General features: G+C 47.6%; 10 protein-coding genes, 10 tRNA genes and 1 rRNA gene. 3 read left to right on the top strand and 18 right to left on the bottom strand.

Annotated elements, in window-relative coordinates; translation table 11 throughout:
- Window positions 1-2: 2 nt before the first annotated feature.
- Window positions 3-404: a response regulator gene (locus NYR53_RS06645; RefSeq protein WP_261304460.1), complete on the bottom strand. Its 402-nt coding sequence runs from the start codon at window positions 402-404 to the stop codon at window positions 3-5.
- 139 nt (window positions 405-543) lie between these two features.
- Between NYR53_RS06645 and NYR53_RS06640 the strand changes: the two genes are divergently transcribed.
- Window positions 544-1,374 carry a glycoside hydrolase family 191 protein gene (locus tag NYR53_RS06640; RefSeq protein WP_261304459.1) on the top strand — a complete coding sequence of 277 codons (831 nt, stop codon included), beginning with the start codon at window positions 544-546 and terminating at the stop codon, window positions 1,372-1,374.
- Here NYR53_RS06640 and NYR53_RS06635 read toward each other — a convergent pair whose 3' ends face one another.
- The 3 genes from NYR53_RS06635 to NYR53_RS06625 all read right to left on the bottom strand — a co-directional run bounded on the left by NYR53_RS06635 (window position 1,375) and on the right by NYR53_RS06625 (window position 5,225).
- Window positions 1,375-2,298, bottom strand: coding sequence for an NAD-dependent epimerase/dehydratase family protein (locus tag NYR53_RS06635; protein WP_261304458.1), 924 nt, complete (start codon window positions 2,296-2,298; stop codon window positions 1,375-1,377).
- 184 nt (window positions 2,299-2,482) lie between these two features.
- Window positions 2,483-3,817: a (Fe-S)-binding protein gene (locus NYR53_RS06630; protein ID WP_367618626.1), complete on the bottom strand. Its 1,335-nt coding sequence runs from the start codon at window positions 3,815-3,817 to the stop codon at window positions 2,483-2,485.
- Window positions 3,810-5,225, bottom strand: coding sequence for an FAD-linked oxidase C-terminal domain-containing protein (locus NYR53_RS06625; RefSeq protein ID WP_261304457.1), 1,416 nt, complete (start codon window positions 5,223-5,225; stop codon window positions 3,810-3,812). The genes NYR53_RS06630 and NYR53_RS06625 overlap by 8 nt, the downstream gene beginning before the upstream one ends.
- 120 nt (window positions 5,226-5,345) lie before the next feature.
- Here NYR53_RS06625 and NYR53_RS06620 point away from each other — a divergent pair, with 120 nt between their 5' ends.
- Window positions 5,346-6,059, top strand: a complete 714-nt coding sequence (locus NYR53_RS06620; RefSeq protein ID WP_261304456.1) for a FadR/GntR family transcriptional regulator — start codon at window positions 5,346-5,348, stop codon at window positions 6,057-6,059.
- Between the two features lie 104 nt (window positions 6,060-6,163).
- Here NYR53_RS06620 and NYR53_RS06615 read toward each other — a convergent pair whose 3' ends face one another.
- From NYR53_RS06615 to NYR53_RS06605, 3 genes are all read right to left on the bottom strand, one after another.
- Window positions 6,164-7,375, bottom strand: a complete 1,212-nt coding sequence (locus tag NYR53_RS06615) for an anhydro-N-acetylmuramic acid kinase (protein WP_261304455.1) — start codon at window positions 7,373-7,375, stop codon at window positions 6,164-6,166.
- On the bottom strand, window positions 7,357-9,018 hold the full coding sequence (gene nagZ, locus NYR53_RS06610; RefSeq protein ID WP_261304454.1) for a beta-N-acetylhexosaminidase: 1,662 nt from the start codon (window positions 9,016-9,018) through the stop codon (window positions 7,357-7,359). Before nagZ ends, NYR53_RS06615 begins: the two co-directional genes overlap by 19 nt.
- Window positions 9,019-9,226: 208 nt before the next feature.
- Window positions 9,227-11,101 carry a beta-L-arabinofuranosidase domain-containing protein gene (locus NYR53_RS06605; protein WP_261304453.1) on the bottom strand — a complete coding sequence of 625 codons (1,875 nt, stop codon included), beginning with the start codon at window positions 11,099-11,101 and terminating at the stop codon, window positions 9,227-9,229.
- A gap of 214 nt (window positions 11,102-11,315) precedes the next feature.
- Here NYR53_RS06605 and NYR53_RS06600 point away from each other — a divergent pair, with 214 nt between their 5' ends.
- Entirely contained in the window at window positions 11,316-12,173 is an 858-nt protein-coding gene (locus NYR53_RS06600) for a helix-turn-helix transcriptional regulator (protein ID WP_261304452.1), read from the top strand.
- Between the two features lie 136 nt (window positions 12,174-12,309).
- Here NYR53_RS06600 and NYR53_RS06595 read toward each other — a convergent pair.
- The 11 genes from NYR53_RS06595 to rrf all read right to left on the bottom strand — a co-directional run bounded on the left by NYR53_RS06595 (window position 12,310) and on the right by rrf (window position 13,617).
- A tRNA-Leu gene (locus tag NYR53_RS06595) sits at window positions 12,310-12,388 on the bottom strand.
- Window positions 12,389-12,435: 47 nt separating this feature from the next.
- A tRNA-Leu gene (locus tag NYR53_RS06590) sits at window positions 12,436-12,521 on the bottom strand.
- 59 nt (window positions 12,522-12,580) lie between these two features.
- Window positions 12,581-12,660: transfer RNA gene (locus NYR53_RS06585), tRNA-Leu, on the bottom strand.
- 26 nt (window positions 12,661-12,686) lie between these two features.
- Window positions 12,687-12,762: transfer RNA gene (locus NYR53_RS06580), tRNA-Lys, on the bottom strand.
- A 20-nt stretch (window positions 12,763-12,782) separates the two neighbouring features.
- Window positions 12,783-12,855, bottom strand: a tRNA-His gene (locus NYR53_RS06575).
- 71 nt (window positions 12,856-12,926) lie between these two features.
- Window positions 12,927-13,002, bottom strand: a tRNA-Thr gene (locus NYR53_RS06570).
- A 74-nt stretch (window positions 13,003-13,076) separates the two neighbouring features.
- Window positions 13,077-13,152: transfer RNA gene (locus NYR53_RS06565), tRNA-Phe, on the bottom strand.
- Window positions 13,153-13,191: 39 nt separating this feature from the next.
- Window positions 13,192-13,268, bottom strand: a tRNA-Asp gene (locus NYR53_RS06560).
- Between the two features lie 9 nt (window positions 13,269-13,277).
- Window positions 13,278-13,353, bottom strand: a tRNA-Val gene (locus NYR53_RS06555).
- 21 nt (window positions 13,354-13,374) lie between these two features.
- Window positions 13,375-13,449: transfer RNA gene (locus NYR53_RS06550), tRNA-Glu, on the bottom strand.
- A 51-nt stretch (window positions 13,450-13,500) separates the two neighbouring features.
- Window positions 13,501-13,617: ribosomal RNA gene (rrf, locus tag NYR53_RS06545) — 5S ribosomal RNA — on the bottom strand.
- Between the last annotated feature and the right edge of the window lie 35 nt (window positions 13,618-13,652).

Here is a 13,652-nt window from a genome sequence, read left to right as displayed (position 1 = left end):
CTTTAACTATCCAAGGGTTTGATAATAATTGGGTTGTTTTTTTTCCTATAAAACTGTTTCAATTGCTCATAGATATCATCCGTTTGAAAAGGTTTAATAATATACTCATCGGCTCCAGCCATCATAGACTTCGATAATTCGCCTATAGAATGCTTCGCACTCATCAGAAAAATCGGTGTTTTGGCAAAGGATTTATCCGAGCGAAGCTCGCGGCATAGTTCAAATCCCGATAAATTCGGCATAAGTACATCGGACAGCACAGCATCCGGTTTCAATGCCTTTATTGATTTTAACGCAGCAACAGGGTCATTGAAGGCAGAGACCTGAAGACCTCTCACTTCGAATAAATCCTGTAAAATGTGTAGTAGAACAATATCGTCATCCACGATAGCTAGGTGATTCATGGCTGTCAACTCCTTACATTTATCTAGCTGCAGATTTCATAAATTTTACATATGTTAAAGGATAAGTTTGAATGTTGATAGGTTATATTTTATCATATAATGAAGCTAATCCAAATTTCAGGGAGGTCCGTGAAAAGCGATGAAGACATCTCAGGTAACAGCAGCCATTATCGTCTCCATGGTCTTTTTTTCTTTCCCCTTCAAGAAGCAAGTCCAAGCTTCTAAACCTTTTCAAAACGTGAAAGATTACTCCCTCTACTATGGTACACCTACAGAACAAGCAATCATTCACTTAAAGACCAAAGATCTTATCATTATCGAACCTCAACTGTTCTCAAAGGTACAGATACAAGACATTCAATCCAAGGGCACTATCGTTATAGGTTATATAAGCGTTATGGAAACCCCTTCCTGGAACAGCTTTCGTGTGAAGGAACTTCTGTCTTCTGATTATTTATTGAAGCATGGCGAGCGCATCCATTTCAAGCAATGGGACTCTTATTTGATGGACTTGCGGCAATCCCATTACCGTCAGCTGCTGTTATCAGAAATCAAAACATCTATCTCAGACAAGGGTTTGGACGGTATATTCCTAGATACGGTTGGGGATATCGATGACTGGATTAAAGATGGAGCTACTCAAAACCAAACAAGGGAAGCTTACCGTTCTTTCCTTCAAGACGTGAGAAATCAATATCCCGGGCTTTCCCTTATTCAGAATCGCGGCTTTGATACAATCGACTATGCGCTGCCTCATATTGATGGTTTGTTATGGGAGGACTGGAGGGCGAATTGGAAAAAGGATGCGTGGATGAAAACAAGAGTGGACAGATTGCGAAAGGAACAAAAGAAGGGCTTGACCGTATTTTCCATCCATTTAAATAACGAGAGCTCCCCTGGTAGAGAAGCCCGTAAATTAAAGTTTTTACATATAGACGCACCAAATGGTTATACGGAAATAGTCAATTAGTTATACCGGATATTGATCTTTGTAATAGTCAAAGGTTTCCTGTAAGCCATTCCTTAATGTATATACCGGACTCCAATCCAAACCGGCAAGCGCTGCACGATTATCCAATCGGCTGTGAACGATATCTCCAGCACGAGAAGGTGCATAGGAGGGATTGAAGCTCATCCCGCTGATATCGCACATTTCCTTAAGAAGAGCGTTGACACTCGTCTGCTCGTTCCAACTGATATTGTATAACCCACGGCTGCCCTTACTCAGTGCGGCCATATTGGCGCGAACGATATCTTTCACATAAATAAAATCTCTCGTTTGCTCCCCATCGCCAAAAATCAATGGTTGTTTACCCGCAAGAAGCTTATCTACGAAAATAGAGACTACGCCTCCCTCTCCTTTTGGATCCTGTCTAATCCCATATACATTCGCATAACGCAAAATCGTATAATCCAGCTCGTAAAGAGAAGAAAAACTCTCAATATAATGTTCCGGTGTATGTTTAGAAATACCATAGAAGGATAGCGGCTTTATCGGATGCTTCTCATCAACGCCCAAATATTGCGGGGTTCCATACACAGCTGCAGATGAAGCGTAAATCAGCTTCTGAACACCATGCTCCCTGCATTGTTCCAAGACGGCAAGGGTGCCGAGAATGTTTATTTTAGCGTCTAATAAAGGATTAGTAAGCGAGGTCTGAACATCGATTTGAGCAGCATGATGAATCACGACTTCTGGGCGTGCAGCGGTGAATGCCTCTGCTAAACCATTATCTAACAGATCTCCTTGATGAAAGACAGCAAGGGGATTCAAATTTTCATTACGACCTGTAGATAAATTATCAAAAATATGTACGTGATGCCCAGAAATGATCAATTGATCGACAATATGTGAAGCGATAAAACCGGCTCCCCCGGTAACTAAAATATTCATCAGTATTCGCCTCCATCACGTTAACGTAAATAAGTTATAACAAAGATCACTCAACTTGAGTTCTATTATATTATAGATCTCCTATTTGTAGTTAGAATGAAAAAATAACAATTAAAAAAGAGCCATTATCTTGATCTAGTTGAACTAGTTTAAGATAATGGCTTTATTTTTTACTTGACTAAGATTAATTCTTCACGACTCTATCGTATAAAAAGTCGGCAATATGAACAGCTTCCATGCGATCTTTTTGCCCGTGCTTCTCAATACCCAGCTTCATTTGCAGCAAGCAGCCGGGGTTGCTTGTAACCAGATACTGAGCGGCAGTAGCGTTCACATTTTCCATTTTATGCTCAAGAATTTGGTTTGCCATAACGGGCTGTGTGACATTATAAATGCCGGCCGAACCACAGCAGGAGCCTGCATCTTTCATTTCTATAAAGGCAACATTGCCTACCTCTTTCAGGAGCTGTCTGGAAGAATTGCTGCCTTTCATGACGTTGCGTAGATGACAAGAGTCCTGGTACGTAACGCGAGTGGAGGCTCCACCATCAACTGTCTCTGCGAACTGGAGTGGACGTCCTTGCTCTACAAGAATCGTACTGATATCCTTCACTCGCGCAGCGAACCAAGCCGCGTCTTCCTTCCATTCCGGCTCCTCATGAAGCAAATGATCATACTCCACTAGAATGGCGCCGCAGCCACCCGCATTGGACACAATATAATCGACACCGGACTCTTGGAAAGCGCGAATGTTATTTTTGGCCAAAGCTTTCGCCTGATCACTCTCACCGCTGTGTGCATGAAGAGCCCCACAGCAATTCTGCGTCTCTGGAATGACTACGTCAAATCCCGCTTCAGAAAGCAGTTTTACCGTTTTGATATTCGTTTCGGTAAACAAAACATCCATTAAACAGCCGCGGAACATGCCGACCGTAGCCAACTTTTCCCCTTTTGCCGGAATGTAGGTACCCAATTGCTCTACGATCCCTTTGCTGGAAGCATCGGGGAGTATGGTTTCCATATCGGATAAGTGCTTGGAAAATACCTTTACAGCGCCTGTTTTCCTAACGACGGTTTGCAGCCCTGATTTTTTATAGAAATGAAGGCCTGATCCCAACAAACTCATCCTTTTTTGATGAGGAAAAAGCTCCTTGAACACCAGCTTACGTACACCGCTAACCCACCATCTGTGCTGCTTCGTGTGCGTCTCAATCGCATCGCGTGCCTGCTCAATTAACTGTCCATATTTCACATCAGCCGGACAGGCTGGTTCACAAGCGCGGCATCCCAGGCAATGGTTCATTTGGTCTTCGAAGCTGATACCTGGCTCCATAATGCCATCTACAGCTGCTTTCATAAGTGAAATTCGTCCGCGAGGGGATTCGGCTTCCACACCAGTCTCCTTGAATGTCGGACAAGCTGGCAGACAGAAACCGCAGCGCATACAATTGGTTAACTGCTCGTAATCCAGTTTCTGTACCAGTGTTTCTTGAAGTGTTGCTGCTGCGAGCTTAGCCACGATCAATCACCACCCTGCGTCTGGACTCTTTGGCAAACATTTTACCGGGATTTAAAAGATGGTGAGGATCGAAGACTTCCTTAATCCCTTTCATCATAGCGATTCCGGCACTACCCACTTTCCATTCCAAGAAAGGTGCTTTGACTAAACCAACGCCATGTTCGCCGGTAATCGTACCTCCCATCCCGATAGCCGCTTCAAATATTTCTTCGAAGGCTAGTTCAACTCGATGTATTTCTTCCTGATCCCTTGCATCTGTCGTCGCCGTTGGATGAAGGTTGCCATCTCCGGCATGTCCAAAGGTACAAATTTGCACACGATGCTTCTCGGCTATGCGATTAATCTCAAGGACCATATCAGCAATCTTAGAGCGTGGAACCGTCGCATCCTCTAATATCGTTGTTGGGCGTAGACGGGCGAGTGCGGTAAAGGCGCTTCTTCTTGCCGTTAACAGCTTCAGAGCTTCCTCTTGATTGCTCGCAATGCTGACTTCATCCGCCAGCTCCTCGCGGCAGATTTCCGATATCCGTTCGATATCCCGCTCGACGGTTTCCATATCTCCATCCTGCTCGATTAACAAAATAGCTGCCATATCGAGCGGAAGTCCCAATTTCGCAAAATCGTCTACAACTCGGATCGTTGGATTATCCATGAATTCTAGGGTAGCCGGAATGATGCGATTTTCAATGATTTTGGATACCGTGCGAGCAGCTCCGTATAAATCTTTGTACATAGCCAGCATCGTTTTCTTATATTTGGGAGGCGGCACAAGCTTGAGCGTTGCTTCCGTAATGACGGCTAACGTACCCTCCGAGCCAATGAGCAGCTTCGTTAAATCATAACCGGCCACGTCCTTCATCAACTTCCCGCCTGTACGCATAATTTCGCCTGAAGCTAGGACACATTCTAATCCGATCACATAATCTTTGGTGGTACCGTATTTTAAGCCGCGAAGACCTCCGGAGCATTCCGCTATATTTCCGCCTATTGTCGAGATCGCCATACTGCTTGGATCTGGTGGATAAAATAAGCCAAGATTTTCAATATGCTCTATGAATTGCTTCGTAATGATACCCGGCTGGACGGTTGCCGTTAAATTTTGCATATCAATATCGAGTATCGCATTCATCCGATGCATGACCATCACGATGCCCCCTTGAACGGGGACTGTTCCGCCGCAAAGATTCGTGCCTGAACCTCGGCTGACCAGCGGAATGCGATGCTCATTTAACACTTTCATAATCGCAGATACCTGCGCCGTATCTTTGGGATAGATCACACCTTCAGGCAGCGCTTGGAGCATGGGTGTTCCATCATAAGAATGCGTAACAAGAGTTTCCATATCATCTTTGAAAAATGCTTCGCCTACAATATCCTGCAGTTTTTGTCTTACTCGACTTTCAAGCATAAAATACCTCCCATGGGACAACTCATCTATTTCAACACAATTGATCATGTGATCAGATGACTTTTTTTCTATTTTATCTTATGATTGAATAGATGTATAGATACTTCATGGGGGAATTATATGACATTTCAGCAGATTCGACCGCAAAAGGGCTCCGAAATCGTGCTTCAGCAAATTAAAATGCAAATCGAGACGGGGACTTATGCGCCAGGTTCGAAACTTCCAACCGTCGTGGAACTTGCAGCTAGTTTTCAGGTTGGCCGTTCTACGGTTAGAGAAGCGCTTAGCGGATTAAAGGCAATGGGCTGGGTAGATATTCGACATGGCGGAGGCACCTTCGTTACGAACCCTTTGCCTATAGAGAGCAGCAGCCTCTTTGACCAAGGCCAAACGCTGCAAGAAGTGCAGGAGGTGCGAAGATTCATAGAGGCGGGTTGTGCTTCGTTAGCCGCTAGTCGCCGTACGGAAGAAAATTTGACAGCACTCAGGCAGATCCTTGGCACGATGGAAGCAACACTTGAAAACGAAGAAGAAAGCGAGCAAGCCGACATTCGCTTTCACCTAGAAATCGCCAAAGCCTCCCACAATACCCTTATGATCGGGATGATGGAGTCATTAACGGAGCGATTGCAGCTAAGTATGAAGGCTTCTCGCCGTCTATGGTTTTTTGCTGAACGTGCTTCCGCTGAGAAGCTCCTTCAGGAGCATCGTGACATCGTCGATGCCATTGAGACGAAAGATGAGCAGCTTGCAGCGGAAAAGATGTCGCAGCATATTCATAAAGTAGACCAAGTTATTCAAAAGCTTGCCAAAAAATCTACGGATACATACTGAGAGAAACTTCACAATCCCCGTCGATTGGCGGGTGTTAATGCTCCGGGCATGTTTGACCCGGGAACAAAACCAATTAATATCTGTCAGTTCTATAACAAAAGAATCTAAGGAAGAGCTAACTTGCCCATAATCGTTGGCCGCCCAGCTCCAGTAGCAGATGGCAGATTATTAGGCACGCCATGAATCCAATCGTTGCCTAACAAAGCAAAGAGGACAGCTTCTTTGGCATCACTCGATAAGCCAAGTTCATCCGATGTAAGAATGGATTGCTTCGGAAGCAGCTCTCGGAGTATCCGGAGCAGCGTCTGATTATGCGCCCCGCCCCCGCTAACAATCACTTCTGCAATGTTATACTCCGGAAGAACAAAGTCGTTGTAAGCACGAGCGATGGAATGAGCGGTAAATGAAGTCGCTGTCGCCACGATGTCTTCAGGAGATAATCCTCGCTCAAGAGCAGTTGCCAAATAAGAGGAGGCATACGTTTTACCAAAGAGCTCCCGCCCCGTCGTTTTGGGCGGAGGGAGCTTGAAGTAGGGATGTGCCAGCATGCTATTAAGCAGCTCTACATCTACAAAGCCGATAGAGGCCCATGCGCCATTCGCATCATAAGTCAACCTGCCCTGTGAAAGCTCGAAGACAACTTGGTCCATGATCATATTACCGGGTCCAGTATCAAAGGCGATAAGACGATTAGCTTCTGTCGATGCGGAAGCCGGAATCGCGGTGCAATTGCCAATACCGCCGATATTTTGGAGAATACGCCCCTTTTCCTCATGTCGGAACATAATAAAGTCACCGTAAGGCGCAAGAGGTGCACCTTGACCGCCAACCGCCATATCCGCTGTACGGAAATCGCCCACAACAGGTCTTCCCGTGCGCTTTGCTAGGACGGATAAATCGCCGATTTGCAGGGTTGATTTCGGCAGAAATGATTTCGTTTCATCCGCGACTGGAATGTGCCATACCGTTTGACCATGAGAGCTGATGAGATCAATTTGCTCCATGGGAATGTTTGCCGCTGCCGCCGCACGCAGCACTGCATCGGCAAAGCGTTCCGCTATCGCGAAGTTCATCCCGCATAGTAGAGACACATCGGAATGTTCGATGGAACATAATTCTTTGAGCTTTTCCCGTAATTCATCTTCATAGGCAAAGCTCTCAAAGTGAAGCACCTCGACCTTCGCGTGGGCGCCGCAGCCATCAATCCGGACTAGCGCTACGTCAATCCCGTCGAGGGAAGTTCCTGACATAATGCCAGCCACCGTCAGAGACGTTTGATTCAATAAGGAGCGCAGCATCACAAACCACTCTCCCATTTCCATCCTGCCGGATAGTCTTGACCGAGCGAAACCGGCAGCCGGCCTTGCGGCATTAGCTGGCCTAGCAAGCACTTGGCCGCGCTATGCAGAGCAAGCGGCCGGCTTTCGTAAGCCGCGACGAAGGTTGAAATCTCCGGCAGCTCAAGCAAATCGTACGGCACTCGCAGTGCGACAACGACAAGCGGCTTGCCGAGCGCCTGCAGGGCACGCACCAGCTCGACCTGCGCGGGATGGAATCGGGCGTTGTACGTCCCGATGACGATCTGCTCCGCCTGCTGCGCCTCGGCGAGCAGCCCAGCGCTGCTCGCTGCCACCTCAGGCAGCGGCAGCACGCGATCGAGCACGTCTAGGCCGTGCTCGGCCAGCGCTGCCCCCAAGCTCGCGGGGCCCGCGTACGTTTCGTCGACACCCGACGAAACGGCTGCGGCCACAGTGACCGTGAGCGTCTTCACCCGCTTCAGCGGGAGCAGCTTCTGCTCGTCTTTGACGAGCGTGATGCTCGCTTCGCTGAGGCGCTGAGCGACCGCGCGGTGCGCCGCGGTCCCGACCTCTTGCGCGGCCCCTGCACTTGGCCGCGCTTCAAACAAGCCGCGCCGCTCCTTGAGCGCGAGCAAACGGGCGACCGAAGCGTCAATACGCGCTTCGGTAACGCGCTCTTCGCGCACCGCGCGCTCCAGCGCGGTGATGGCCGCGAGTTGGCGGTCGCGGCTGTGGCTGATCAGCACGAGATCAGCTCCTGCTTCGACCGCCATAACAGCCGCCGACGCTGTGCCGTAATGCTCGGAGATCGCGTTCATTTCCATGCAGTCAGTCATGATAACTCCCTCAAAGCCGAGCTCCTCGCGAAGAAGTCCTGTAAGTACCGACTTCGAGAGAGTAACAGGCAACTTAGCCGATTCTAAGGCAGGGAAATAAATATGTGCTGACATTATTGCATCCACGCCGTTCTTGATCGATTCAACGAAAGGCACCAATTCAACCGTACGAATACGCGCTTCAGCATGCTCGATCGTTGGTAAATCCAGGTGCGAATCCACGTTCGTATCACCATGTCCCGGGAAATGCTTGGCCGTTGCAACGACCCCTGCATCCTGATAGCCTTGCATCGACTGACGTCCAAATTCAGCCACAAGTTCCGGAGATTCCCCGAATGACCGAACACCGATAACGGGATTATCCGGATTATTATTCACATCCAGAACGGGTGCGAAGTTCATGTTAACACCAAGCGTTCGCAATTCCTGCCCTGAAATGAAGGACGCCTCATAAGCAGACTTTGAACCGTCAGTCGCATTAAGAGCTCCCGCTGCCAGTGCCATCTGCCCTGGCATTAACGCCACGCCTTCCGTCAAGCGAGCCACCATGCCGCCCTCTTGATCGATAGATATCCATAACGGCAGATTCTGAGACCGTTTTGCGACTTGTTGGAGCTGCTCGGACAAAAGAGCAACTTGCTGTGTATCCTGCACATTACGAGCAAAGTAAATGACCCCGCCAATGTGGTTTAGTTCAATAAAGTTCTCCAGATCTTCGCTCATGCTCGTGCCTTCAAATCCACAAAGGATCATCTGTCCGATTTTTTGCCGAAGCGTCCATTCAGTGAGGTCTGTATGACTCCTGCTCATACGATTCTTACTCATATCGTTTACTAACTCCCCTCGCAAAGCCAAAAATAATTTCCGCAGCTCCATCCTGTCATGTAAGTGTTTACAAAGTGAAGCGAATACCTATTATTATAGGAACAACAAAATAATATTTCAATATTAAAATAAAATATGAAATTTTGTTTTAAAATAGAGTGTGAATCGAGAGGAGTGAAAAAACAGGCAAGGTTTCATACGAACCAGTTCACTCTCTCGTTTGACGTTTGCCAATGACAGGAAACTCTCCGATTCGCAATCTTGCACTGCCATACGGTACTAAATCCAATTCTACAACAGGCTGTTTATCCACTTTCGGATGCATGGGAGGAGTTCCCGCGTTGTTGCCTTCCATGCGCCAGTCATGGATAAGTTTGCCGCTGACTTTCAAGCGTACCGGTGCTTTGGAAGCCTCGAAAGGTTGATAGGGAACTTCTATTTCTTTTACTTCAAAAGCTGTGTTTTCCATTAATCCATACTTCCACGGAGATGCCGGATACACTTCCCAATCGTGGAACATCGGACGTTCCACTATACGCTGCCAGTTTTCTGCCACCGGAAGCGCATAAACAAGCGGTCCTCGCTCTACGCTTACCGCGTGCAAATTACGGGAAAGCGTGCGGACTTCCATCGGCAGATGAAGAAGAATGCTATCCCCATTGCTCCATTCGCGCTCTACTTTGGCGTAGCCATCCGCGACTTGCAATGATACGTCTTCCCCGTTAATGGTGAGCCTTGGAGCCGTGCACCACTGCGGAACACGCAGTGAGACAACAAAACGTTCCGATCTCTCCAACGTTAGCTCCATCTTGACGAGGTCGCGAAATGGATATTCTCCGCTAACCTGAAGCTGAGCTTTAACTCCTGTTCCTACTAGTGTCTTTACGGAGCAAGGCGCGTAAGAAACAGCCACAAGTCCGCCATGCTTATCTGTCATCCATAAATGAGAGACGAGCTTTGGCCAGCCTTGGTGCATATTCGACGTGCAGCATCCGAAGTTGGGCTCTAGGCCGAACAAATTAGCATCTGGTCCGTTACTCCAATTTCGTGCAGCAACATTGCATACTACTTGATTCACTTGCTGATCGTACTGATGGGATGTCCAATCCGGTGAGATTGTTGCAGGCAATGCATTGAAAGCAACTTTCTCCAGAATATCACCGAATCGTCCTTCACCAAAAATACGCACTAAATTCTCCATCGTGAACATGTATTCCACAACAGCGCATACTTCCACCCCCTGACTCGGATGAGTGCCAGACAACCATTCGTCCCCTGAGAACATGCCATGTGCCTGTCCATGATAGTTCATCAGGCTATCAATCCCTCGATGGACAGCAGCATGCTCCCTGGCATCACCGCTCAGCAGATAGCGGATGCCCGGTGTTTTCAGTCCCATCGCTACATTAACAACATGTGTCGTCCAGTCCCAATGCTCCACCTTCCTCCAAAAAGGGAAATCGTGAAAAACACTTGTCCAATCCGTTGTTTGCTTCGCAACGATTTGTGCGATTTCAAGCAGCGAACTAGCGGATGTTCGTCGGTATAACCATAGAAGGCATAACAGCATCTCTGAGCCGCGTGTTTCCGCCCAACCCTTAAGCGGCTGCTCTTCGATTGTACGATGGACGTATTCAAAATAACATGACAGGAATGGAACGACTCGTTCATCACCTGTCGCTTCCTCATATTGCATGAGCACCTTCAACATGATCATGTAATGCCACCAGTCTTGATTCTTATCAACGTCCGAATTAACCGTTTTTATACGCTCGGGTCCAAAAAGTCCATTTTCCCTCTGACTACTTAGCGTCCATTCCACCCAACGCTTAGCTTTCTTTATTAAGGCCTCATCTTCGAGCAAATAAGCCAGTGGCACCAAACCGTCAAGATAGTATGGTCCACGCTCCCAACTTTCGCCATCTCCTCCGATCCAACCGTTATTGGGGCCGACATCCGCCCAGTGCTCTTCTAAGTGCCCCGTCAATCCATTGGCTTGAATGAGAAGTTGATTCCGAATCCAACCTGTTGGTTTAATGCTGCCAAGCGGCAACGCTTCGAATACAGACTGCTGTAGATTCATAGTGAACACTCCTATTCTAATGATTTTCTGACTTAACTATAAGCTTCACTCACCAAAAATCAGATATCTAATCGCAACTAGTTTTTATCCAATCACAACATCATTGCGACAAATAAATTCAATGTAATTCACGCTGAAGTGAAATTTTTTTGCCTATTCACATTGTTTACCCTATGATAAGTTCATAAGAATGCTGAAAGGAGCGGAAGGGTTCATGTTCCAACTCATTTCTCCGCCTATGCCCCATTACATTACCAGCGGTGAAGATACCTACACTGTAGGCGGCAAGCATCCGGCTCGCATAAATATAGGTGTATTCGATCTCCTTATCGTGACCAAAGGCTGTCTGTACATGGAAGAAGAATCAACGCCTTATACCATTCCCGAGAATCATTACGCTATCCTCCGCCCTGATCGTTCCCACCGTACGGCAACAGCTTGCCGGGAAGAGACCCACTTCTACTGGCTGCATTTCCAGACGTTAGGTAGCTGGAATGAGGTCGACGAACAATCATCACTTACCTTCCCGCGTACACAGAACCCTTACGAGCAGATCGCATATTTCTCTTTCTATTTGCCGAGAACCGGAAGCCTACTAACACCTGAACAGACATATACCCAAATGCGGCAGCTGCTGCTTTTAAAAAGTAATCCTTCTTTATTGTCTCAATGGAAACAACAGCAATGTTTTCATAACTTGCTCCTGAGCCTTCAAGAGGAGGGTGGTTTCGCCGGAAACAATCCTTACTTACAGATCGCAGAGGATGCCGCGACTTTCTTAAGGAAACATTATCAAGAACCAGTTAAGTATAAAGAATTAGCAGAAGCGCTCCATTTTCACATCAACTATATTGCCTTATGTATGAAAAAAACGTTTGGCTGCACGCCTCTCGAATATGTCACTAGCTATCGTTTGGAACAAGCAAAGCTTTTGCTCATCCACACGGATGAGACCATTAGTAAGATAGCTGAAGAATCGGGCTTTGGCTCCTTTCCCTACTTCATCCGCTGTTTTACCAAACATACGGGTACTAAGCCAAAACAATTCAGAATGCAGTACCGAATCAAGTGATGCCTGCAGAAATAGGGCTGTCACCTTAGGCCTTATGACCAAAGGGGCAGCCCTTGTCGAAATCCTATTCGAGGAACGACAAAAAAAGTGGTTGATCAGGAAAGCTTCCTGTTCAACCACTTTACTTGTCATGAGATACCGGCAAGAGGACTCGAACCTCCACCCTTTCGGACTCGATTTTGAGTCGAGCGCGTCTGCCATTCCGCCATGCCGGCTTATGTGGCGCGCCTTGATTGTTAAGGCACGCAAGCAGTTATGATAATGCCGAAGACCGGACTTGAACCGGTACGGTAGTCACCTACCGCAGGATTTTAAGTCCTGTGCGTCTGCCGATTCCGCCACTCCGGCTTAATTGAAAGCTCCGAACTGGAAGCCACTAAGCAACAATCCAGTTCATCACTTTGGGATGCGCGTAGAGGGACTTGAACCCCCACGGTCGCCCGCTAGATCCTAAGTCTAGTGCGTCTGCCAATTCCGCCATACGCGCATGCTGTAAATAAGGCAATAAATAAATGGTGAGTCATGTAGGATTCGAACCTACGACACCCTGATTAAAAGTCAGGTGCTCTACCAACTGAGCTAATGACTCATATAAGATTTGAAAAAATGGGCGGACGACGGGACTTGAACCCGCGAATGCTGGATCCACAAACCAGTGCGTTAACCCCTTCGCCACGACCGCCATATGAATAAGTCTTGCTAAGCCCCGAAAAAGTAGTCGGCGTTATAACGCTTTTTCTTTTTTGAGTATTGTGGTGCCGTCGAGAGGACTTGAACCCCCAACCTACTGATTACAAGTCAGTTGCTCTACCAGTTGAGCTACAACGGCTCATTTAGTTATGGGGTCCCCGAAAAGTAATCGGAAACTACACCATAGACTCTACTTCACTTTTTGGGGTGAAGTGGTGGCTTTGGACGGAATCGAACCGCCGACACGAGGATTTTCAGTCCTCTGCTCTACCGACTGAGCTACAAAGCCATGCTTGATGTTCTTACAAGTGTATCCGGAAAGTAATAATGGCGGAGCTGACGGGATTCGAACCCGCGGTCTCCTGCGTGACAGGCAGGCATGTTAGGCCACTACACCACAGCTCCAAAGGTATATGGTGAACGCTGACGGGATCGAACCGCCGACCCCTACCCTGTCAAGGTAGTGCTCTCCCAGCTGAGCTAAGCGTTCATGAAATTGTTAAAGGGTTATTGGTGACCCGTAGGGGACTCGAACCCCTGTTACCTCCGTGAAAGGGAGGTGTCTTAACCACTTGACCAACGGGCCTTATTTCCCCGTGAAAGGGGCGGCAAAAAAAATACCCAACTAGTGGGCACTGCTTGGCAACGTTCTACTCTCCCAGAACCCTGCGGTTCAAGTACCATCGACGCTGGAGGGCTTAACGGTCGTGTTCGAGATGGGAACGCGTGGGTCCCCTCCGCCATCATCACCAAACAGTCAAAGCGTGGTTTGCGCCTTGAAAACTAGAT

The sequence above is a fragment of the Paenibacillus andongensis genome (assembly GCF_025369935.1).
In the GTDB taxonomy this organism is placed as follows: Bacteria; Bacillota; Bacilli; order Paenibacillales; family NBRC-103111; genus Paenibacillus_E; species Paenibacillus_E andongensis.
This window is presented reverse-complemented; position numbering and strand designations above follow the sequence as displayed.